General features: G+C 39.5%; 22 protein-coding genes. 6 read left to right on the forward strand and 16 right to left on the reverse strand.

Going from position 1 to position 20,998, the window contains the following annotated elements; all coding sequences use genetic code 11:
• Positions 1-13: 13 nt before the first annotated feature.
• The 7 genes from rny to rpsT all read right to left on the reverse strand — a co-directional run bounded on the left by rny (position 14) and on the right by rpsT (position 6,437).
• A complete protein-coding gene (gene rny / locus Q4534_RS19130; protein WP_149393957.1) occupies positions 14-1,579 on the reverse strand; it encodes a ribonuclease Y in 1,566 nt (521 codons plus the stop codon).
• Positions 1,580-1,650: 71 nt separating this feature from the next.
• Positions 1,651-1,935, reverse strand: a complete 285-nt coding sequence (locus Q4534_RS19135; RefSeq protein ID WP_014018888.1) for a cell division protein ZapA — start codon at positions 1,933-1,935, stop codon at positions 1,651-1,653.
• A 1-nt stretch (position 1,936) separates the two neighbouring features.
• The gene (locus tag Q4534_RS19140) at positions 1,937-2,224 is read right to left on the reverse strand and encodes a hypothetical protein (protein WP_303614760.1); all 288 of its coding nucleotides are present in this window, start codon (positions 2,222-2,224) and stop codon (positions 1,937-1,939) included.
• A gap of 1 nt (position 2,225) precedes the next feature.
• Complete coding sequence (gene pheT, locus Q4534_RS19145) at positions 2,226-4,637, reverse strand: phenylalanine--tRNA ligase subunit beta (protein WP_303614761.1); 2,412 nt, start codon at positions 4,635-4,637, stop codon at positions 2,226-2,228.
• A 54-nt stretch (positions 4,638-4,691) separates the two neighbouring features.
• Positions 4,692-5,309, reverse strand: a complete 618-nt coding sequence (locus Q4534_RS19150; protein WP_303614762.1) for a DUF1684 domain-containing protein — start codon at positions 5,307-5,309, stop codon at positions 4,692-4,694.
• 6 nt (positions 5,310-5,315) lie between these two features.
• Positions 5,316-6,011: a DNA repair protein RadC gene (gene radC / locus Q4534_RS19155; protein ID WP_303614763.1), complete on the reverse strand. Its 696-nt coding sequence runs from the start codon at positions 6,009-6,011 to the stop codon at positions 5,316-5,318.
• Between the two features lie 174 nt (positions 6,012-6,185).
• A complete protein-coding gene (rpsT, locus tag Q4534_RS19160) occupies positions 6,186-6,437 on the reverse strand; it encodes a 30S ribosomal protein S20 (protein ID WP_041934949.1) in 252 nt (83 codons plus the stop codon).
• 165 nt (positions 6,438-6,602) lie between these two features.
• Here rpsT and Q4534_RS19165 point away from each other — a divergent pair, with 165 nt between their 5' ends.
• The gene (locus tag Q4534_RS19165; protein ID WP_303614764.1) at positions 6,603-7,673 is read left to right on the forward strand and encodes a zinc dependent phospholipase C family protein; all 1,071 of its coding nucleotides are present in this window, start codon (positions 6,603-6,605) and stop codon (positions 7,671-7,673) included.
• On the opposite strand, the gene Q4534_RS19170 is transcribed toward Q4534_RS19165, so the two are convergent.
• Together Q4534_RS19170 and ettA are read right to left on the reverse strand one after the other, a co-directional pair.
• Positions 7,564-8,895: a pyridoxal phosphate-dependent aminotransferase gene (locus Q4534_RS19170; RefSeq protein WP_303614819.1), complete on the reverse strand. Its 1,332-nt coding sequence runs from the start codon at positions 8,893-8,895 to the stop codon at positions 7,564-7,566. The two genes, Q4534_RS19165 and Q4534_RS19170, sit on opposite strands and share 110 nt — an antisense overlap.
• A gap of 163 nt (positions 8,896-9,058) precedes the next feature.
• Positions 9,059-10,738 carry an energy-dependent translational throttle protein EttA gene (gene ettA, locus Q4534_RS19175; protein WP_303614765.1) on the reverse strand — a complete coding sequence of 560 codons (1,680 nt, stop codon included), beginning with the start codon at positions 10,736-10,738 and terminating at the stop codon, positions 9,059-9,061.
• 129 nt (positions 10,739-10,867) lie between these two features.
• Between ettA and Q4534_RS19180 the strand changes: the two genes are divergently transcribed.
• Both Q4534_RS19180 and Q4534_RS19185 read left to right on the forward strand, forming a co-directional pair.
• On the forward strand, positions 10,868-12,118 hold the full coding sequence (locus Q4534_RS19180) for a DUF349 domain-containing protein (protein ID WP_303614766.1): 1,251 nt from the start codon (positions 10,868-10,870) through the stop codon (positions 12,116-12,118).
• A 76-nt stretch (positions 12,119-12,194) separates the two neighbouring features.
• Positions 12,195-12,416: a DUF2795 domain-containing protein gene (locus Q4534_RS19185; protein WP_010855875.1), complete on the forward strand. Its 222-nt coding sequence runs from the start codon at positions 12,195-12,197 to the stop codon at positions 12,414-12,416.
• 45 nt (positions 12,417-12,461) lie between these two features.
• On the opposite strand, the gene Q4534_RS19190 is transcribed toward Q4534_RS19185, so the two are convergent.
• The 5 genes from Q4534_RS19190 to Q4534_RS19210 form a co-directional block, all read right to left on the reverse strand.
• Positions 12,462-13,193 (reverse strand): LytTR family DNA-binding domain-containing protein, encoded by a 732-nt coding sequence (locus Q4534_RS19190; protein WP_303614767.1) that lies wholly within the window; start codon positions 13,191-13,193, stop codon positions 12,462-12,464.
• Positions 13,190-14,236, reverse strand: coding sequence for a sensor histidine kinase (locus Q4534_RS19195; RefSeq protein ID WP_303614768.1), 1,047 nt, complete (start codon positions 14,234-14,236; stop codon positions 13,190-13,192). Before Q4534_RS19195 ends, Q4534_RS19190 begins: the two co-directional genes overlap by 4 nt.
• Before the next feature lie 10 nt (positions 14,237-14,246).
• Positions 14,247-14,984, reverse strand: a complete 738-nt coding sequence (locus tag Q4534_RS19200) for a LiaF transmembrane domain-containing protein (RefSeq protein ID WP_303614769.1) — start codon at positions 14,982-14,984, stop codon at positions 14,247-14,249.
• Between the two features lie 107 nt (positions 14,985-15,091).
• Positions 15,092-15,793, reverse strand: a complete 702-nt coding sequence (locus Q4534_RS19205; RefSeq protein ID WP_303614770.1) for a 2-C-methyl-D-erythritol 4-phosphate cytidylyltransferase — start codon at positions 15,791-15,793, stop codon at positions 15,092-15,094.
• 6 nt (positions 15,794-15,799) lie between these two features.
• Positions 15,800-16,450 (reverse strand): metal-dependent transcriptional regulator, encoded by a 651-nt coding sequence (locus Q4534_RS19210; protein WP_303614771.1) that lies wholly within the window; start codon positions 16,448-16,450, stop codon positions 15,800-15,802.
• A gap of 201 nt (positions 16,451-16,651) precedes the next feature.
• On the opposite strand from Q4534_RS19210, the gene Q4534_RS19215 reads away from it, so the two are divergent.
• Positions 16,652-17,470 (forward strand): ZIP family metal transporter, encoded by an 819-nt coding sequence (locus Q4534_RS19215; RefSeq protein ID WP_303614772.1) that lies wholly within the window; start codon positions 16,652-16,654, stop codon positions 17,468-17,470.
• Positions 17,471-17,477: 7 nt separating this feature from the next.
• Here Q4534_RS19215 and Q4534_RS19220 read toward each other — a convergent pair whose 3' ends face one another.
• Both Q4534_RS19220 and Q4534_RS19225 read right to left on the reverse strand, forming a co-directional pair.
• Entirely contained in the window at positions 17,478-18,461 is a 984-nt protein-coding gene (locus Q4534_RS19220; RefSeq protein WP_303614773.1) for a D-glycerate dehydrogenase, read from the reverse strand.
• A 71-nt stretch (positions 18,462-18,532) separates the two neighbouring features.
• A complete protein-coding gene (locus Q4534_RS19225; protein WP_303614774.1) occupies positions 18,533-19,600 on the reverse strand; it encodes a M42 family metallopeptidase in 1,068 nt (355 codons plus the stop codon).
• A 313-nt stretch (positions 19,601-19,913) separates the two neighbouring features.
• On the opposite strand from Q4534_RS19225, the gene Q4534_RS19230 reads away from it, so the two are divergent.
• Both Q4534_RS19230 and Q4534_RS19235 read left to right on the forward strand, forming a co-directional pair.
• Positions 19,914-20,255, forward strand: coding sequence for a hypothetical protein (locus Q4534_RS19230; protein ID WP_303614775.1), 342 nt, complete (start codon positions 19,914-19,916; stop codon positions 20,253-20,255).
• 9 nt (positions 20,256-20,264) lie between these two features.
• Complete coding sequence (locus tag Q4534_RS19235) at positions 20,265-20,969, forward strand: BF3164 family lipoprotein (RefSeq protein ID WP_303614776.1); 705 nt, start codon at positions 20,265-20,267, stop codon at positions 20,967-20,969.
• Positions 20,970-20,998: the final 29 nt, after the last annotated feature.

The following is a 20,998-nucleotide window of genomic DNA, read 5'->3' on the forward strand; positions in this document are numbered from 1 at the left end:
CAGTCAAATGCCTTTATTTGGCATAATTCACTGATCTCATTTCCCTAATTACAGTAATTTTAATCTGGCCCGGATACTGCATTTCTTTTTCAATCTTTTGAGATATTTCAAAAGACAAATTACCTGCAGTATTGTCATTCACATTGTCAGCATCCACCAATACTCTCAATTCCCTTCCAGCTTGCATGGCAAAGCATTTGTTGACTCCCTCAAAACTCAAGGCCAAATCTTCCAGGTCTTTAAGCCTTTTTATATAGCTGTCCATAATTTCTCTACGTGCTCCCGGACGTGATCCGGAGATGGCATCACATGCCTGGACAATCGGAGATAACATGGAAGTCATTTCTATTTCATCATGGTGAGCACCTATGGCATTGATTACTTCTGGATGCTCCTTGTGTTTCTTGGCCAGCTCCATTCCGAGGATGGCATGTGGCAATTCTGCTTCTTCAGGATATACTTTACCAATATCATGAAGTAAACCTGCCCTCTTAGCTAATTTGGCATTAAAGCCCATCTCGGCCGCCATTGTCGCACAAAGTTTAGCAACTTCCCTGGAGTGTTGCAATAAGTTTTGCCCATAAGAAGAACGGAAACGCATCCTTCCCACCATCTTAATCAGTTCAGGGTGTAGGCCGTGAATCCCAAGGTCAATACAAGTTCTTTCTCCTATTTCAATGATTTCCTCATCGATATTCTTCTCAGTTTTAGCCACCACTTCTTCAATCCTGGCAGGGTGTATACGTCCATCCTGCACCAATCTATGAAGGGCTAACCTAGCTATCTCTCTTCTAACCGGATCAAAACCTGAAATAATAATGGCTTCAGGAGTGTCATCTACCACAATCTCCACGCCGGTGGCAGCTTCCAACGCTCTGATGTTCCGTCCTTCTCTACCGATAATTTTACCTTTGACATCGTCACTTTCTATATTGAAGACAGATACGCAGTTTTCAATGGCATGTTCAGTAGCCGTTCGCTGAATGGTATCCAAGACAATTTTCTTAGCCTGCTTGGTCGCACTAAGCTTCGCTTGATCCAAAATATCTTTGATGTGAGAGGAAGCCTTGGTGGCAGCCTCATCTTTAAGCATTTCAATCAGTTGCTCTCTCGCCTCTTCTCTGGTAAGCAAGGCTACTTTTTCAAGATCAGTAATCCTTTGGTGTGTTACCTTGTCAAGTTCATCTTTTCGAATTTGTACAGCATGAAGTTGGGCATTGAGGTTTTCCTTTTTGCTGTCCAATTCCGCTTCTTTGCGTTTAACATGCTCCATTTCCTTGGAAAGGATCTGTTCACGTTGTTTAAGCTTATTTTCATTGGTGATAAGGATGTTCTTTTTCTTACCTACTTCTTCTTCAAAATCGGATTTTAGCTTAAGGTATTTTTCTTTGGCCTCAAGAATTTTATCTTTTTTAGTCCCTTCTGCTGTAATTTCAGCTTCTCGGATAAGACTTTTGGCTCTTTCCCGAGCCTCTTCCTCAATTTTCTTACTGTTATTTTTAATAAATAATCCTGCCAGGAGTCCCCCGATCAAGACGCCAATTGCGCCGGATATAATAATGTATATTGAAATTCCCATAGATTTATTTGAGTTTATCTACCGGATAGAATGGGTAACTGCCTTGTTTGGGCAAAAGAGACTAAAAAGAATCAAAGCAATGATTCAAGGTTTTTGTTGACATGTTGGAGTACCTGCTTTACCTGCTCGCTACCTTCCGTATGGTCTTCCTTAATTTCCAGGAACTCTACCATGCAATCGAAAGCAACCATTGCCAGCAAGTCCTGACGATCCTCCAGTCCAAATTCCTCTCTGTACTTTTTTATTTTATCGTTAATTAATTTACCCACCCGTCTGATTCTGGCTTCCTCATCGGTTTTCACTTTCATTGGGTATTCTCTATCCCCTATTTTTATTCGTATCGAAAGTGTATCCATATTATTCAGACAGGTAAGTAATAATTTTATCGATTTCTTTTATATAGTCATCAATTCTCCCCCTCAATTCAGCAGACGCTTTATTTTCTACCGGTATGTTTCTTACAATTTTACTAATTTTAATTTGATTTTTAAAATCTTCGAGTGCTTCTTCCTGGTCAGAAAGTTTCTTTTGATAGACCAAAAGTTGATTTTTGAGGGCAGTATTTTCCTGTTCAAGTAATTTTACTTTATTTTCTACCTGTTCTGCCAGGTTTTCTAACCGCTGAAGCTCCTCGTAAACCTTCATATTATTTCCTTATCAAAGCACCGGCATTTTTCTCAAAAGTATGCATTAATTTGCTCATGGTCTTGTCTATCACCTTGTCAGTGAGGGTCTGCTGATTGTCCTGAAGATAAAAGCTCATCGCATAGGCCTTTTTTCCTTCATCCAACTTATCCCCTTTGTACATGTCAAAAACATTGATTCTTTTCAATAACTTACCTCCTACTTTAGTAGCCATTTGTCTGATCTGATCAAAAGTGACTTCCTGATCGATTACAAGAGATAAATCTCTTCTAACTTCAGGAAATTTCGAAATTTCCTGAAATTTCCCTTGAGATTTGGCCAATTTGTTAAGCCTGTTCCAGTCTAATTCAGCAAAATAAACGGCTTGCTTCACATCAGCCAACTTGCAAATCTCCGGAGATAATAGACCTATTGCACCTACGGACTGCTGGTTAACTTTTAAGGTTAAGCCGAAAGAAAATGGGCTGGATTCTATGACATTTACTTCAGGCTGTGGAATGTTTAGTTTTGTTAACAATCCTTCAACCACAGCGTACAAATCTGTAAATGAAACAGGTTTTACCGCATGCATCCAGTTTTCATGACTTGCATTACCGGTAAGAAAAATAGACAACATTTTCCCTTCCTCATATCCTTCGGATGCTTTAGCATACACCGAGCCAAACTCAAATAATTTCAAGTCTTTTTGTCTCCTGTTGATATTGTGCGCCAATACTTCTAAACCTGTAAATACCAAGCTTTGGCGAAGCACACCCAAATCTTCACTTAATTTATTTAAAATCAAGACATCTTTTTCCGGAGCAAGGAAAGTCGCTTTTTCCGCATAGCTAGACTTGCTTAGAGAATTGGTCACCATTTCACTGTAACCAATACCTGCAAGCATTTCAGAAATTCGGTACTGTAATTTATTGGCATCCTTTGCCGGATGCTCAGCCAAGAAGTCTGCCTGATAATTTTCCTTTAGCGGGATTGCTTCAAATCCATAAATTCGTAAAATCTCCTCAATGATATCAGCCTCCCGGGTTACATCCACCCTATAGGGCTTAACTATGGCCACAAATCCGGATGTTGTTTCATTGATAACCTTTATTTCCAATGCCTCCAGTATTTGCTTAATCCGGTCTTTGCCAATTTCTTCCCCAATCAACCTATCAATATGTCGATAACTTACAGGGATTTCAAAATCCGCTACCGGCTCCGGGTAGATATCAACAATTGGAGAACTAATAAGGGCTCCCGTAAGCTCTTTGATCAACATGGCAGCCATTTTCAGCGCAAAAACAGGCATGTTGGGATCTGTACCTCTTTCAAAACGGAAAGAAGCATCAGTCTTGATCCCATGAAATTGGGCTCCTCTACGAACGACATCCATACCAAAACAAGCACTTTCTAAGAAAATGGTACTTGTCCCGTTACTTACACCTGATTCCAGCCCACCCAAGGTCCCTGCGATGCAAAGCCCTTCTTGTTTGTCACAAATCATCAACTCTTTCCCAGACAAGGTCCTTTCCTTACCATCTAGGGTAACAAATTTTGTCCCCTCAGGCATTCTTTTCACCTGGATTTCATCTCCTTGAATTTTATCAGCATCAAAGGCGTGAAGCGGTTGCCCAAGATCATGTAGAATATAATTGGTAGCATCTACCACATTATTGATTGGCTCCAAGCCTATCGCTTTAAGGTAATCCTGAAGCCATTTAGGAGAAGGCCCTACTTTTACATTGCTTAACGTCAGGCCTGCATACCTTGGGCAATCTTTACTGTCCGCTACGCTTACATGAATAATTTTTTCCTCATTGTCAACAGCAAAACTTTCTACTCCTTTTAATTCCAGCTCTTTGTTTAACAATGCCTTCAAATCCCTGGCCACTCCAAGATGGGAAGCAGCATCCGCTCGGTTTGGGGTTAAGCCAATTTCAATTACGTCTACTTCCTTGACATCAAACAACTGACCAACCGGACTGCCATTTGGGAGCGTGGTATCTAAGACAAGAATTCCTTCATGCCCTTCTCCCAGCCCAAGCTCATCTTCGGCGCATATCATCCCTAAAGACACTTCGCCTCTGATCTTAGCCTTTTTAATTACAAAAGGTTCGCCTGAGGAAGGATATAGGGTGGCTCCAACTGTGGCTACGGGCACTTTCTGCCCTTTGGCAACATTTGGTGCTCCACAGACGATGGGCACTACCTCAACCCCTAGGTCTACAGTTGTGAGTCTAAGTTTATCTGCATTGGGGTGCGGCTCACAGCTCAACACTTCTCCAACTACTATGCCTTTGAGGCTTCCTTTTACTGATTCGTAGGTCGTTATTCCTTCTACTTCTAAGCCTCCGGCAGTTAACAGGGCGGCAATTTCATTAGTAGATTGATTGAACGGTATATAATCTTTGAGTCGATTGATCGAAATTTTCATTATTACGGTTTTGACTAAGATACAAATTTACAATAATTGCCCTCTACTTAAAGGTTATTTATTGTAATTTTTCTCCCCTGCCCTAATGGGGATTTCTAAAATATTTTCTCTTGGTGGAATAGGGCATGCAAAATCGGGGTTATAAGCACAATATGGATTATATGCAAGATTAAAATCTATGGTTATGGAATTGGATCCATCCTGACGAAGATTGATATAACGTCCTCCACCATAGGTTTCATCCGCACTTGTCCCATCGGCAAAGGCCAAAAAAAAGTTTCTCAAATCCACTTCGTCTTCTGCCTGCAACAATAGTAATTCAAGGGACTGCCCTTGCAATTCGAATTCTACAAATGAGTGCCTGATATATCTTTCTAAAGTGCCATCAGTCATAGGGATCTCAACTATCCTTTTGTTTGGCACCGGCACTATTCTTCCCCTAACCTTATAGGATGGGTCTATCGGATAGAAATCCAAGGAGTCAAGTTCCTTTTTTTGGTCTTCTTCTAATGGTGAATCAATATTATACTTTAAGAACTTAAACTGTCGCTCTCTTTCTGCGGCAATATTCTCTAAATACAGCTTAGGATCAGTGGTTCCTGTAAAGGTATATATCAGGGAACCAAGGACTACCACCCCAACGAAGGCCAACAATAAAGATTTTTTATTCATAGTTAATTAGATCAAACTTTCATCTGCAAAGCTAAAATAGCCAACATCTGTGAAAATCACATGATCTAAGACCGGAAGCTCTAAATTTTTACCTACCAAGGATAATTTTTTAGTAAGGCTTATATCAGCACCGGATGGTTTCAAATTCCCAGAAGGATGATTATGAACTAATATAATGGCACTTGCCAGATTTTCCATGGCATATTTAAAAATCAATTTAGGATCTGCAATGGTAGCTGAAGTACCTCCCTGACTTATCAATTGCTTTTTGATAACCACATTGCTGCGATTTAAAAACAAAACGTAAAAAAACTCTATAGTTTCATCTAACAATTCCGGCCGCATTAAGGCGTAGACATCTGCCGATGAGGTGATTTTTGTTTTCTTTTGGGGTTCAGATTCCTTTCTCCTTCTCCCCAGTTCTAAGGCACTTACAATACCTATAGCTTTGGCCTCACCTATGCCCTTAAATTTCTTTAAATCATTTACGGACAACCTTGCTAACTGAGCCAAGTCGTTGTTCACACTTTGCAAAATATACTTGGAAAGATCTACAGCGCTAAGATTTCTTGAACCAGAACCTATTAAAATGGCAATTAATTCTGCATCTGAAAGCTGGGCTTTACCTCTAAGTAGCAGTTTTTCTCTAGGCCTATCCTCCTCAGCTAAGGCAGATATCCTTATTGACCGGTAATCATCCATAGGCAAAAAGAATACATAAAATTGACACAAAAATCATTTAAAGAATCCATTCCCTGCTTCTAAAAAAACGCTAACCACCTGATTTATTTGGGAATACTATTAAAAATATAAAAAAATAGGCATAAAAAAAACCCTACTTAAAAGCAGGGTTTAAATATCTAATGCAAACAGACCTTATAGTGCGTTAACAAACTTGGTCAATTTGGACTTTTTGTTAGCTGCATTATTCTTATGAATAACGTTTTTCTTAGCCAGTTTGTCCAACATGGAATTAACCTGGTTTAAGAGCTCCTGAGCTTCCGCCTTGTCTTCAGTATTTCTCAATCTCTTGATGAAAGTCCTGGTGGTTTTGGCCTGGTATCTGTTTCTTAACCTTTTGGCTTCATTTGCACGAATTCTCTTTAAAGCCGATTTGTGATTTGCCATACTATATATAATTAACTTTTTCCTTATTTGCTTAATATTGGATCGCAAATTTAGCTGTTTTATTTTTAATTGCAAAACAATTACTTAAATATGAAGAATTAGAAGATTTTACAATCTCTGATTTTTTCACTATTTTCATTGATGACATTATATAACAAGTAAAATATGCGACTTTATTTGTTTTGTATCTTTCTATTTTTAACCTGTCATCAAGAGGTTTTTGCCTGGGGGTTTTATGCGCATCGCTTAATTAATCGACAAGCAGTATTCTCTCTCCCACCAGAACTAATGGTATTTTTCAAGCCCAATTTAACCTATATTTCCGACAAAGCAGTAAATCCGGACAGAAGGCGGTATGCCGTACAGGGGGAAGCTGAAAAACATTATATAGACCTAGATGTCTATGGTGACAGTGCCATCTTTAAACTGCCTAAATCTTGGCAAGAGGCTAAAACCTTACACGGAGAAGATAGCTTAAGAAAACACGGGATATCCCCTTGGAGTACTTACCAAACATTTCAATACCTAACATATGCCTTTCAAAAAAAAGACCGCCAAGCCATCCTCAAATTAGCCGCTGATCTTGGTCATTACTTGGGCGACATCAATGTGCCCCTGCATAGCACTGAAAATTACAATGGGCAAAATACTGGGCAATACGGAATCCATGGCTTTTGGGAAAGCAGGTTACCGGAATTGTTTGCACAAGATTATGATCTTTTCGTTGGGAAAGCCGAATATTTGGATGACCCTAGAAATGAAATTTGGAAAGCCATTGAGATGGCTCATACTGCATTAGACTCTGTTTTTAGATTCGAAAAATCATTGACTAATGATTTCCCGGAGGACCAGAAATACAGTTATGAAAACCGTGGAGGCATTACCAGCAGAGTCTATTCCAGAGCATTCAGTGAAGCCTATCATCAAATGTTGGCCGGTCAAGTGGAAAGGCAAATGAAAAAGACAATCAAACTTATTGCCGACTTTTGGTACAGTGCCTGGATTCTGGCCGGCCAACCTGATTTGATACACCTGGCGCCGAAAAACCTTCGACCACATATTGAAATCGACAGTATAAACAGCCCACAAGATTCAATCAAAAACGTAAGAGAGCACCAGTCCTTTTTTACTGATCCTGAAGCACTTTTTTGGAAGAATTCAGATAGGAAGTTATACTATTGGCAAGCCTTTCGAAAGTATTGCGGAAGACGTCCTCGTTTTCTTCCAAAAGTGTAACTCTAAACCCTCGCAAGTCCGAACAAAAGGAACTTACCGGCACAACGCATATCCGCTCAGAGGCAAGCAAATTGTAAACGAAACGCTTATCATTTGGCATATCGTTTTCCTCTAACCATTTCTCTAAATGGGATTTTATCGCTTTGTTCTCCACAGGAAGAAATTGATCTTCATTCAATACTCCTTCATCAAATATGACGGTATTGTAAAAAGCACCTTTGGTTTTATTGAATTTAATCCCGGCTACATTTCCCAAGACTTCTTCCATGATTCTACTTCTCGTGCCAATCGCCGCATTCGCAGTTACTCTATATTCCTTATAATCCGGGTGACTCATGATTTTGGGAATGGCGAGCTGAGGTAAGGTAGTGGAGCAAACCTCTATCATTTTTGCGTTTTCAAGGGTAATGCAAAGCTTTGTGAATTCTTCTGAAGTATGCTTGTTATAAAACTCCATCCACCCACACCTGGAACCCGGCCAAGGAAACTCTTTGGAGATACCTTTTAAGGATATTCCCGGCAAATCATCTCCTAAAATCTCAGCCAGACCGATGGCCTCATAACCATTATAGGTTATGTTTTGATAAATCTCATCTGCGATCAATAGTAAATTAAACTCTCTGGCAATTTCAACAAACCGATCCAATACTTCTCTTGGGTAAACCATCCCTGTAGGATTGTCCGGATTTATGATCAGAATACCTACCACAGAAGTATTGTATTTCACCTTATTGTATAGGTCCTCCATGTCCGGATACCAATTGTTATCGGGGTCAAGCTTATAGGTCAAAGGTGCTGAATTGGCATGAGCTGCTTCTGCAGAACTATGGGTAGAGTAGGCCGGTGAAGGCCCTATAATCCGTGCTGTAGGTGTTAGAAACTGATACAATTTGGCAATACCATCACCCAAGCCATTGAAAAACAAGATGTCCTCAGCCTCTATTTTAACTCCGCCTTTATCGTTATTTAAATTGGCCAGAAATTTACGGGTTTCAAGCATGCCTTTGCTATCCGCATAGCCATAACTATGATCATCTTGGACAAGTTCGGAAACGATTTCCTTCATCCAAGTGGGTATGGTATTGTTCTTCTGTATAGGGTCCCCTATATTTTCCCAGGTAATGTCATACCCAAGCTCTTCAATCAGTCTTGCCTTTTTTACAATCCCCCTGATCTCATAGTTCAACTCTTCAGCGCCCGGGCGCAATAGCAATTGTCTCATCATAATTATACGCGATGCTAACTTTAAAGCACAAAGAAACAAAAAACGAAAATAAACTGAACCATATTTTGAAAAAAGGAAGACTTCAAACAAAAAAAATCCCTTTGCTACGCCTAAACATAACAAAGGGAAAACACAAACACAGGATTTTTAATAACGCTAATTATTTAAGCTTTTTATATTTAATTCGTTTTGGCATTAGGTCACCTAAGCGCTTCTTCTTATTCTCTTCATAATCGGAGAAATTCCCCTCAAACCAATACACATTACTATCCCCCTCAAAGGCAAGAATATGGGTACATATTCTATCAAGGAACCAACGGTCGTGAGAGATTACAACTGCACAGCCTGCAAAATTCTCCAAGGCCTCTTCCAGGGCTCTTAGGGTATTTACATCCAAATCATTGGTAGGTTCATCCAAAAGTAATAGGTTTCCTCCCTTTTTCAAAGTCATGGCCAAATGAACACGGTTTCTTTCACCCCCGGAGAGCACACCAACTTTTTTACCCTGATCAGACCCTCCGAAATTAAACCGACTTACATACGCCCTGGCATTCACCTCTTTGTTCCCTAGTTGCACGTATTCATTCCCTTCGGAAATGGTCTCATACACAGTCTTGTTGGGATCCAAAGTATCATGTTCTTGATCTACATAGGCAATCTCCACTGTTTCACCTATTTCAAAATGTCCTGCATCGGGCTTTTCATCACCTGTTATTAAATTGAAAAGGGTAGATTTACCTGCCCCATTGGGACCAATCACTCCCACTATCCCCCCTTGTGGCAAAGAAAAAGTGAGGTCATCAAATAGCAATTTTTCTCCGAAGGCTTTAGAAACCCCTTTGACTTCTATGACCTTACTTCCCAGCCTTGGTCCAGGTGGAATATACAGCTCAAGCTTAGACTCTTTTTCTTTCGCATCTTCTCCCACAAGCTTGTCATAAGCATTCAGCCTTGCCTTGCCTTTGGATTGTTTGGCCTTTGGCGACATGCGTATCCACTCCAATTCTCTTTCAAGCGTTTTCTGCCGCTTAGACTCTGTTTTCTCTTCTCGTTTCAAGCGGTCTTGCTTCTGTTCAAGCCAACTAGAATAATTGCCTTTCCAAGGTATTCCTTCCCCTCTATCCAATTCCAGAATCCAACCTGCTACATTATCCAAGAAATAACGATCGTGGGTAACCGCTATAACAGTGCCTTTATAATTTTTTAAATGTTGTTCAAGCCAAAGTACAGACTCCGCATCCAAGTGATTGGTAGGCTCATCAAGTAACAGTACGTCCGGCTCTTGCAAAAGCAACCTACATAGAGCCACTCTTCTCTTCTCTCCTCCTGATAGGTTTTCCACGATGGCTTCTGCAGGAGGTAGACGCAAAGCATCCATTGCTTTTTCCAACATGGTCTCCAATTCCCAAGCATTGGCGGCATCCAATTTTTCCTGAACATCTCCTTGTTGATCGATCAACTTCTGCATGGCATCCGGATCCTCCATAACAGCCGGATCCATAAATTTTTCGTTGATTTGCTCAAACTCTTTCAATAGGTTGACCGTATCACTGACAGCCTCTTCTACCACCTCTTTTACCGTTTTAGAAGGATCTAAAACCGGTTCTTGTTGTAACATACCTACAGAGTAGCCCGGAGACCACACCACTTCTCCTTGGAATTCGGTTTCCATTCCCGCAATTATTTTCAGCAAAGAACTTTTTCCGGAACCATTGAGCCCTAACACACCTATTTTGGCACCATAAAAAAACGAAAGATAAATATCTTTAAGTACTTTTTTCTGTGGAGGGTACACTTTGGAAACTCCCGCCATAGAAAAAATTATTTTTTCATTACTCATGGTTTATTTATGTTTAATTTAAAAGGCAAAGATGGTAAAAAATCGGCTTTCTTAGGATAAATGAACCATATTTAATTAATTTGCAGAAATACGTCAAACCACTAAATATTTGCAACCAACCTTTTAATCATGACTGAACATCCATTTGGATATATTGTAGGAGAAAAAATCTACCTGAAAGGCTTCTTAGGTCAAGAAGATCGTGTGATAGGAGAGGTTAAAGAAGATGAGGCCTCCACCTTTCGCTATTTTGAAGGTAGATTTGACACCGTAAAACAAAAGGTAGAAAAACTTAAAAGTGACATTCAGGAAAACCAAAACAAGGGCTCTTTCTTGATGAAACTCATTCACCTTAAGTCCTCATTAATGTCTTATGACGGACTAGGGGATTTTCCTGCGCTAATCAAAGAGCTTGAAGAACAGGAAGCCTATTTGGAAGAAATCATACAATCTAATCGCCAGAAGAATTTAGAAATTAAGAATGAACTTATCCAAGAGGCTGAAACCTATAAAGACAGCACAGATTGGAAAGAAACTTCTGAAGTCTTCAAAGAATTAAAGCTCAAATGGCTAAAAACAGGTCCTGTAGAAAAGGAATTGGAAGAAGAGATCAACAAAAAATTCCAAGATATCCTGGATGTTTTTTACGGCAATCGTAAAAATTACTTTGATGGCCTGGCTTTGCAAGCAGAACAAAATATAAAAGTCTACGAAAACCTATTGGAACGCGCCAGAGAAGCCTACAATTTGGCAGACGTAAGGACTGCCTTTGAAATAAGCAAAAGGATACAAAAAGAATGGAAAACTTCAGGTCGAGTGCCTGCTTCAAAAAGGCAACCCATTTGGGATGAGTTTTCTAAAATTAACAACCGTATTTTCAGCAAATTCAAACGCATGAGTCAGAGCATGCCTACAATCAGCCCTGGATTGATGATCAAGAAAATTGATCGATGGGCAGAGGAAATGCGGCTTCTTTCCAAAGGAGAAGTGAATGAAAGCAAATTGAATCAAGCGAAAAAATTACAGGGGGAATGGAAAAAACTTCCTCCAAAAAAACCAAGAAATGCACAACAAAGTATTGGCTCTTTCGTATTCTTTTCAGAAATAATCTTTGAGAAATCATTTCTAGACAAACTTTGTCATTCAAAATATGAAGGGTTTGCGGAAATGCCTGAAACGGAGCAAAACTCCTTAAAAATCAACCTTTTGAAAGACCTTATTGCCCGAGATCAAAGAGAACTTGTCACTGTAAGGGAAAATGCTGAAAACTTCAGAAGCCAGGAAGGTGAATTTGATCACATTATGAGGAAAAAAATTGCCGCCCATAAAAGAAAAGTCGATGTGAAAAACAGTATTTTGAAAGAACTTACAAACAATTAATCCGTAAATGTTTTAGTTTAAGAAAGTATTTCTATTTTTGCACCCCTTTAAGGGGATCTTTAAACTTGTGTAGATTATGTATTGGACTTTAGAACTTGCCTCCTATTTGGAAGACGCTCCGTGGCCAGCCACCAAGGATGAGTTAATTGATTTTGCTATTCGCTCCGGAGCACCATTAGAGGTTGTCGAAAACCTCCAAGAGCTTGAGGACGACGGAGAACCTTATGAAAATATTGAGGAAATATGGCCGGATTATCCAACAAAAGACGATTTCTTCTTTAATGAAGACGAATATTAAGTATTAAGCCTTCTCTATTTAGTGAAGGCTTTTTCACCTCCCTATCTATATCCTTAAGGCTTTTTTTAATTTCACCATGCCCTTTTTGCTCACCGGCAATTGGGTATTGTCTTTGAGAAATACCAAATAGTTTTCCTTTTGATAGGGCTCTATTTTACCTATTGCTGAAATATTCACTATATGTGATCGATGGATCCGCGTGAAACTTTGAGGGTCAAGCATTTTTTCATAATAGGACATGGTTCCTAACTTCAGGTATTGTTTTCCTGCTGAATTGATCTTTACATAATCACCATCAGCACTTATGGATGCAATATTGGCTTCATTCAAAACCTCAATTTTGTTTCCAGTTTTAACCACCACTCTATTTAAAAATCCATCCAAAGGCATCTCTTTATTTAATTTTGCTAATTTAGATGGATCATTAGGAGCTATCGTTACCCGCTGAATGGCCTTTCTCAGCCTTTCTTTGGAGAATGGCTTTAACAAATAATCCACAGCCTGTAATTCAAAAGCTTTGATGGCATAATTGTCATAAGCTGTTGTGAAAATTATCTTCGGAGGCTCTTCTAAAAGCTCCACCAATTCAAAGCCGGTAATTTTGGGCATTTCAATATCGAGAAATATTAGGTCTGGCTGGAGTTCTCCAATTCCTTTAAAAGCCTCAAACCCATCATTAAATTTCCCAACCACTTCAAGATCTGTAAATTCTTCTAAGTAGTCTTGAAGTAAATCTTGAGCCAATGGTTCGTCGTCTACTATTATACAGCGTATCATTTGATTTGTGGAATTTTTAAAATCGCAGTAAACTGACCTCCGCTTTGGTTGTAATTTAATAAATCCTTTCTGCCAAATATCAGAAACAACCTTCTTTCCAAACTTTCTAAGCCAAAGCCTGTACCTGATGCTTTTTTAGCATCTTCTTCACTAGGGTTTCTCACAGTTACCTCTAGGTTTCCCTCTTTTTGCCTTGCTTCTATTTGAATTAAAACCTCTCCAGTGACACCATACAAGCCATGTTTTACTGCATTTTCTACCAAGGTCTGCAACAGCAAGGAAGGCAACTTTAAGGTTGAAACACCTTCGGGGATATCTATTTCATAATTGAGCCTGTGACCAAAGCGGATTTTTTCCAAATAAAAATACTGAGTAATGGCCTCCATCTCAGTGGCCACTACGGTCCATTTTTTTGAATCAGTCTTTAAGTTTTTTCTATAAAAATCAGCCAGACCCTGGACCATATTGCGGGCTTTCTCAGGGTCTCTCTTTAATAGGGCATTGATCGAATTCAAACTGTTAAAAAGGAAATGAGGTTGCATTTGCTGCCGTAGGTAATGCAACTCTGCATCCGTAGACAATTTTTGTCGACTCTCCTCATGCTGCAGTTGATGAATATCTTTGGTGCTTGACCTATTGGATAACACATTCATACCCACCAAATGAAACAGCCATGTACCAATAGAGACCCTTAAAGGGACCGTAGCCTTAAATAAAATTAAATTCTCTGCAAAACCTAACCAACCAGACTCCCACAACTTTTGGTTAGCGTAGGTAAATAGGGCTGCCAAAACCAGTGAAAACAAAAGAGTTGGCCAACTTTTCACGGCTCCAACAGGGTAGTAATTTAACATTAACTTGATAAGAATAGCCCCCAACCCAACAGCAAAGGTACTGGACAGTCCATCAGCAATGCTCCATTCCAAATTACCTTGACTCAAATAGGAAGAAACAGAAACCCCTACAAAGACCATTAAAAGAAAAATCACCTGATCCTTACTATTTTCATTGACTTTTAAGAATTCAGATGACTTTTCCATCATGCACTTAATTTTAATAAGAAGTGATTTCTATTCCACCGAAAATCACCGAACCTGTGAGGATCAATTTTTTATCTGCATTTTGAGCCGCTCCTTGTTGGGAATATCTCTTGTCATCTATACCTGCAGCCAAATTAGACACCCCCAACTGCACATCCCAGTGGGGTGGGACTATGAGTTTCAGCCCCCCAAAAGCTACTGAGACTTTCAATACAGCTTGATCTTGAATATCTGCATGCATTAAATCTATGTCAGCTCCTCCAAATACGGAAGTAACGTCTCCCCCTTTAAAATTCTTGCTCATCACTTTTCTTTTAATTCCGGTAAGAAAAGCATCTACATTGATAAAGTCGGGACTGTACTGACCAAAAGTTTTTTCTTTCTCAGCAGTACTCTTATCAAAACCTTTTTCCCAACCTTGTATATTAAAAGATTTATTTCTGTTTTTTTTAAAAATTATATAAAGCCCCAGCAAAATTAAGCCGATCGGAAAAAGCATAGGCCCCATATGAAAAGGTAAAAACAATAAGTCCTTCAGCAGAAAAAACCCACCTATTAAGATTAAAACGACAGAGCCTGTACTCTGGAACCTGTTTTTATAACCTGTATAAACACCTATTGTAATTAGAATCATTGGCCATGAAAACACCCAGTATGGTATATACAAACCCATCTGTTTGAATAATAGGAGTGAGCCAACCACTAAAATAATGACTCCTAGTGCAAAATTTCCATTTCTTTTTCCATTCATGATTTTAGTATTTTAATAATGAACGAAAGTTCTTACAATTGCACTCCTTTTCAAAAACCATATCGGTCAACGAAAAAACTTTACCGATAAGCGACCTGATTTTAGGGTTAAATGATTATTCTCTTTTCGGCCAACAAAAAAGCTGCGTAGCTTAAGTCTTCAGGCGTTGTGAGTTTGATGTTTTCTCGGTTTCCGAGGATCAGTTGAACATCCCATCCCCTATTTTCATATACCGTTGCATCATCCGTAAAGTATGGTTTTTCTTCTGTAAGGAAAGCCTCCTTTATCTTTGTAAGCTGGAAAGTCTGTGGGGTCTGTACCAACCTAAATTCATCTCTGTTTTTAAACTGAGAACTTCCATTGGCATCAACATGCCTGATGGAATCTTTCAATCCTATCACCGCAATAGCACTTCCTTCTTTGGCAGCCGTCCGGTAACTCTCATGAATCACTTCCTCTGATACAAAAGGCCTTACTCCATCATGAATGGCCACCAAGCCATTTTCACAATCGGGAATACTATTCAAACCATTTTTAACAGATCCAAACCTACTTGTCCCACCTTGAATCAATTGATGGGGCACCTTGAAATTATATTCACCGCATAATTTCTTCCAATAGTCAAATTGGCTTTCCGGCAAAACCAAAACTAGCTTCAAATCAACATCGTAAGCATGAAACACTTGTAGGGTATGCATCAATACCGGCAAGCCTCCAATTGGGAGAAATTGCTTGGGCACTTCTCCTCCCATTCTAACGCCTGCCCCACCGGCTACTATTACTGCATATTTAACCTGCTTATCTTCCATACTTTCTTAACTTACCAAAAGCTTGGAACATACCAAGGCCGATAAAACTTCTTTTTGTCCGCTGTAAGATACCGTCATGTTTTTGTCATAAGGTTCCACTTCCAAAATTTCCACCTCAACCCCTAATGCAAGGCCCTTGCTGTTTAGGTATTTTAAAAATTCATCTGAAGTTTTGCTTAATGCCTTTAATGTCACTAACTCCTCAGGCTGACAATCAGAAAGCAACCTGAATTTTTGGGTGGCAATTTCCCCGGTACTTGTGGGAATGGGAGAACCATGTGGGTCTCTTTCCGGGTACCCCAAAATTTCATCCATCCTATCAAAAAAAGCAGTTGATTGGATATGCTCCAACTGCTCTGCTATTTCATGTACTTCTTCCCAGCCAAAGCCCATCTTTTCCACCAAATACATTTCTGTAAGCCTGTGCTTTCTGATAATCATAGCGGCCATCTTTCTCCCTTTAGCTGTAATCTTGAGAGGCTTGTATTTTTCGTACTCCAATAAACCCATCCCCGCTAATTTTTTAACCATACTGTTAACTGAAGGAAGACTGACTTCAAGGGCTTGGGCAATACTTGTGGTATTGACATCATCAGAAGCGATGGCTTGGTTAAAAATCACTTTTAGGTAATTTTCTATGGATTGGCTGTTGTTCATTGCTTTAATTATTTCAAAACAAAGATAAAAAAATATTGAAATAAATTTGTTAGCCCAATCTAACTATTTAAATTTGCCTTGACTAAACCCAAAATAAACTTCACAAAACCCAAGCTGTTTCAGGTGATTTCCACAGGCTTAAGATTTCTTAGGTTTGGAAATTCACCAATAGTAACAGAAATATATTTTAAAATAAAAAGAATGTTTGATATACTCGTTGACTATTTAAGTAGTATTTCACCGGCCTATGCCGCACTTATAGCTACTACATTTACCTGGTTTGTCACTGCAGTTGGAGCTGCTTTCGTGTTTTTCTTTAAGAAATTAAACAGGCCTTTCTTAGATACCATGATGGGTTTTACCGGAGGAGTAATGATTGCGGCTAGTTTTTGGAGCCTTTTGGCTCCTGCCATTAACATGACTGAGGGTGAAAGCTTTGCAAAAGTCATTCCTGCGGCGATAGGTTTTTTTGGAGGTGCCCTGTTTATTTTTGTTCTGGACAAAATATTGCCCCATGTTCATATCAATTTCAAGAAAGCAGAAGGAATTAAAACACCTTGGCAAAGAACGACTCTATTGGTATTGGCCATCACCATGCATAATATCCCTGAAGGTTTGGCTGTAGGCGTGCTGTTTGGTGGAGCTGCCTCCGGTGTTCCTGAAGCCAGCATAGCCGGAGCTTTGATTCTTGCTATAGGGATAGGGCTTCAAAACCTTCCGGAAGGAATAGCTGTAGCTGTTCCTCTTAGAAGGATGGGCTTAAGCAGGAGAAAAAGCTTTATGATGGGACAAGCTTCCGCATTGGTAGAGCCCATAGCGGGTGTATTGGGAGCTGTGGCTGTCTCAATATTCACACCAATATTACCCTATGCTTTGGCCTTTGCTGCAGGAGCCATGATATTTGTGGTAATTGAAGAGGTAGTCCCGGAATCCCAACAGGATGGAAACACCGACTTGGCCACAATGGGCTTCATCGGTGGTTTTATCATCATGATGGTTTTAGATGTAGCCTTAGGGTAGTTTCCTTTTACTCCGCTTGATACACTTCAGGATTCACAGGATAAGGCAAAGGATCACCTTTTAAACCTGCAATGATATTCTCAACAGCACAACTAGACATTTTATCTCTGGTTTCTTTTGTAGCAGACCCAATGTGTGGAAAAACCACCGCATTGTCCATTTCCAACAGCGGATTATCTTTGGACATGGGCTCAGGGTTTGTTACATCCAAGCCTGCCCCCCAAATAATATTCTGGCGCAGAGCTTCTATCAATTCTTCTTCATTGTGTACCCCTCCACGGGCGGTATTGATAAATATCGCAGAATTTTTCATTTTGCTAAACTGCTCCATCCCAAACATGCCCTTCGTTTCGGGTGTAAGTGCAGTATGCACGGAGACCACATCACTCTGAGCCAATAGCTCATCCATACTCACTCGCTTTGCTCCAAGCTCTTTCTCCGCTGAAACATTGGCACTTCGGTTATGATAAAGAATTTTCATCCCCCAAGACTGGGTACAAATCTTGGCCAATTCGGTCCCAATCCTTCCCAATCCAACTATTCCGAGGGTTTTCCCTGCCAAATCAACCCCCAAGTCTTGGGTAGGTTGTTGGGATGCACCCCATTCCCCTTTTTTTATTTTTTCATGAAGATAAAGTGCTTTTCTGGATACAGTTAACATCAATAACAAAGCCGTTTCAGCGGTGGCTTTATTCAATACATTGGGTGTATTTCCTATAGGTATTCCATTTGCTGTGGCTGCTTTTATATCGACCCCATCAAATCCTACTGAATGCAGTGCCACCACCTTTAGGTGCTTGCATTCCTTGAAAAAATCAGCATCCAATCCAGCCTGACCAACACTTAAAAAAGCATCATGACCTTTGCAAAACTGAATGGCTTGTCCCCTATCCAAAATAGGCTTCTCTTTCCAAACAGTATATTCAATTCCTGCTTCTTCAAGCAATTTAAATCCAATCTCGGGAATAATCTTATTTATAAAAACTTTCATAAATCTTGAGTTTATCAAAAAAAGGGATACTTAAAATTAATAAAGACGGGATACCCCGCCTTTATTAACGCTTACTTTACGTACCTAAAATCAAAATTTAGGTCAAAGTCCTTTAAGAAGGCAATCATTAATTCTATAACATTTTCAATATCTTCCTTACTGGCAGTTTCTACAGTAGTATGCATGTATTTCAAAGGCAATGAAATCAAAGCTGCCGGCACTCCTCCATTCGAGTAGGCAAAGGCATCTGTATCAGTCCCTGTACTCCTTGAAGAAGCTGATCTTTGAAAAGGTATATCTTCTTTCTTGGCACTGTCAATGATCAAATCCAATAACTTTTTATGCACTGCTGCACCGCAGGTTAGCACAGGACCCTTACCCGCAGTATAATCACCGCTAGCAATTTTACTGTACATTGGAGCTGTAGTATCATGGCACACATCTGTTATAATGGCCACATCAGGCTTGATCCTAGCCGCAATCATCTCTGCTCCCCTTAAGCCTATTTCTTCCTGCACTGCATTGACTATATACAAACCAAATGGCAATTCCACCTTTTGTTCCTTCAATAACCTCGCCACTTCAGCAATCATATATCCACCAATGCGATTGTCAAGAGCCCTTCCCGAATAGAATTTTTTATTCAATTCTGTCAACTCGTCATTAAATGTAATGACACTTCCCACGTGAACGCCCATTTCAAGGACCTCCTCTTTTGACCTGGCACCTATATCAATGAAAATATTTTCCATTTTGGGCGTCTCTTCTTTCGCTTTGTCTCTGACATGTATCGCCGGCCAGCCGAAAACGCCGGGCACCACACCTTTGTCTGTATGAATATTGACACGCATCGAAGGGGCAATCATATGATCGGACCCTCCATTTCTTATCACATAAATGTATCCCTCCGGGGTAATGTAATTCACAAACCAGCTAATCTCATCCGCATGCGCTTCGATGACAACCTTGAATTTTGCATCAGGATTGATCACTCCCACTGCCGTCCCATAAGCATCTGTAAAATACTCATCTACAAAAGGTTTAATATAATCCAACCAAATCTGTTGGCCGGAAGCTTCAAAGCCTGTTGGAGAGGCATTGTTTAGGTATTTGTAAAGAAATTTTTCGTTAGTATCCATATAGTGTTTTAATTGTATCTGAAGTTTGTCCACAAAATAGCTGCCATTAATTCTGCCACCGACTCCAGTGAAGTTGACGCTATTTGGTCAAATCATCCGGGATAAAGTTACAAACAAGATTGTTAGTGTGAAAATGCTGTTTGCTACAATCTTAATTAGAAAATAAATATATTACTTTTTCGTGGGTAAAATTAATATTCCGGCCAATCAAGGCCTCTTTCTTCATGTTATTATAAAAAATTAAGGCCTTTTCCTTTATCAACTAAACTAATCTTTTAATTGCATGTCATTCTAATTCATATTATATTAATGAATGAACAGAATAATGCTATTCCTAATTCTATTTGTTTCCTGTGGGACATCAAAAGAAAACGACAATTATATCATTATCCAAAAAGAGGATTTCACTATAATCCCCTTAAAATCCGATAAACATTATTTCGAAGAAATCATCAATCCAGCTAATATTGGAATAATTGACAGCAAGATTCTAATATCTGAAAGACACAGGGTTCCCGAGCAACGTCCCCGTATTCATATTATCAATTCCAAGGATTGGACTTATGATAAACCAAAGGGAAAACATGGCGAAGGTCCTTTAGAAATAACCAGCGCTAGTTTGTTTTATAAAGGAGAAAATGGCAATACTTTCTGAACCTATTCTATGAATGGAAGGAAACTGGTGGAATATTCAATGTCGGACACTACACTTCTTGGCAAAAATGAATGGAAAATGACTGAGCCCATGAAGGGTCTTTGGTTTTTAACACCGGCATCTGACAGCAGTTTTCTTGGTATTTCAAGGGTTGATAAACATCGAATATTGGAATTTGATAAAGAAGGTAATAAAATCGGAGGATATGGAAATTGGGAGAAGATAAAGGATAGACCTGATCTGAATGATCACCAACTGTCCCGCTTAAACGGCGGTTTTTTTAAAGGAAATGCTGGGGAAGGTCTTTTTATTAGAGTGGGACTTTTCAGAGATAGGCTTGAAATTTTTGACAACCGGGACAAATCCTTTATCATCATTGATGGGCCGGATCTAGCATTGCCAGCATTTGAACTAATTGGAAATGATTTATACCTGGGAACAAATCCTTCCTTTCGCTACAGAGATGCTGTTGTTACTAAAAGCTATATTTTCGCATTGTATGGGGGAGTAAGCCTATCTGAAATCAACAAAACATCGGTTATAGCTGAGCAAATATGGGTTTTTGATCACAAAGGAAAGCCCCTCTGGAATTTAAAGTTGGATAGGTCACTCATCAATTTTGTTATTAATGAAGATACAAATGAAATTTATGGATTGACTACTGACGAGGATCCTGGCATTGCAGTTTATACTATCCCAAAGGAGATGTTGTAATTAAAAGCGCCCATTTTTTTAAGAAGTGA

The organism is Cyclobacterium sp. 1_MG-2023 (assembly GCF_030546805.1).
Classification (GTDB): domain Bacteria; phylum Bacteroidota; class Bacteroidia; order Cytophagales; family Cyclobacteriaceae; genus Cyclobacterium.

What these genes read in the sequence shown, in the direction of transcription:
- pheT (WP_303614761.1), bottom strand. Translation starts at nt 4,637, where the DNA reads ATGAAAATTTCGATCAATCGACTCAAAGATTATATACCGTTCAATCAA.
- radC (WP_303614763.1), bottom strand. Translation starts at nt 6,011, where the DNA reads ATGGATGATTACCGGTCAATAAGGATATCTGCCTTAGCTGAGGAGGAT.
- Q4534_RS19180 (WP_303614766.1), top strand. Translation starts at nt 10,868, where the DNA reads ATGACTGAACATCCATTTGGATATATTGTAGGAGAAAAAATCTACCTG.
- Q4534_RS19150 (WP_303614762.1), bottom strand. Translation starts at nt 5,309, where the DNA reads ATGAATAAAAAATCTTTATTGTTGGCCTTCGTTGGGGTGGTAGTCCTT.
- Q4534_RS19235 (WP_303614776.1), top strand. Translation starts at nt 20,265, where the DNA reads ATGAATGGAAGGAAACTGGTGGAATATTCAATGTCGGACACTACACTT.
- Q4534_RS19220 (WP_303614773.1), bottom strand. Translation starts at nt 18,461, where the DNA reads ATGAAAGTTTTTATAAATAAGATTATTCCCGAGATTGGATTTAAATTG.
- Q4534_RS19205 (WP_303614770.1), bottom strand. Translation starts at nt 15,793, where the DNA reads ATGGAAGATAAGCAGGTTAAATATGCAGTAATAGTAGCCGGTGGGGCA.
- Q4534_RS19215 (WP_303614772.1), top strand. Translation starts at nt 16,652, where the DNA reads ATGTTTGATATACTCGTTGACTATTTAAGTAGTATTTCACCGGCCTAT.
- ettA (WP_303614765.1), bottom strand. Translation starts at nt 10,738, where the DNA reads ATGAGTAATGAAAAAATAATTTTTTCTATGGCGGGAGTTTCCAAAGTG.
- Q4534_RS19135 (WP_014018888.1), bottom strand. Translation starts at nt 1,935, where the DNA reads ATGGATACACTTTCGATACGAATAAAAATAGGGGATAGAGAATACCCA.
- Q4534_RS19210 (WP_303614771.1), bottom strand. Translation starts at nt 16,450, where the DNA reads ATGAACAACAGCCAATCCATAGAAAATTACCTAAAAGTGATTTTTAAC.
- Q4534_RS19190 (WP_303614767.1), bottom strand. Translation starts at nt 13,193, where the DNA reads ATGATACGCTGTATAATAGTAGACGACGAACCATTGGCTCAAGATTTA.
- Q4534_RS19225 (WP_303614774.1), bottom strand. Translation starts at nt 19,600, where the DNA reads ATGGATACTAACGAAAAATTTCTTTACAAATACCTAAACAATGCCTCT.
- Q4534_RS19230 (WP_303614775.1), top strand. Translation starts at nt 19,914, where the DNA reads ATGAACAGAATAATGCTATTCCTAATTCTATTTGTTTCCTGTGGGACA.
- Q4534_RS19195 (WP_303614768.1), bottom strand. Translation starts at nt 14,236, where the DNA reads ATGATGGAAAAGTCATCTGAATTCTTAAAAGTCAATGAAAATAGTAAG.
- rny (WP_149393957.1), bottom strand. Translation starts at nt 1,579, where the DNA reads ATGGGAATTTCAATATACATTATTATATCCGGCGCAATTGGCGTCTTG.
- rpsT (WP_041934949.1), bottom strand. Translation starts at nt 6,437, where the DNA reads ATGGCAAATCACAAATCGGCTTTAAAGAGAATTCGTGCAAATGAAGCC.
- Q4534_RS19165 (WP_303614764.1), top strand. Translation starts at nt 6,603, where the DNA reads ATGCGACTTTATTTGTTTTGTATCTTTCTATTTTTAACCTGTCATCAA.
- Q4534_RS19170 (WP_303614819.1), bottom strand. Translation starts at nt 8,895, where the DNA reads ATGAGACAATTGCTATTGCGCCCGGGCGCTGAAGAGTTGAACTATGAG.
- Q4534_RS19185 (WP_010855875.1), top strand. Translation starts at nt 12,195, where the DNA reads ATGTATTGGACTTTAGAACTTGCCTCCTATTTGGAAGACGCTCCGTGG.
- Q4534_RS19200 (WP_303614769.1), bottom strand. Translation starts at nt 14,984, where the DNA reads ATGAATGGAAAAAGAAATGGAAATTTTGCACTAGGAGTCATTATTTTA.
- Q4534_RS19140 (WP_303614760.1), bottom strand. Translation starts at nt 2,224, where the DNA reads ATGAAGGTTTACGAGGAGCTTCAGCGGTTAGAAAACCTGGCAGAACAG.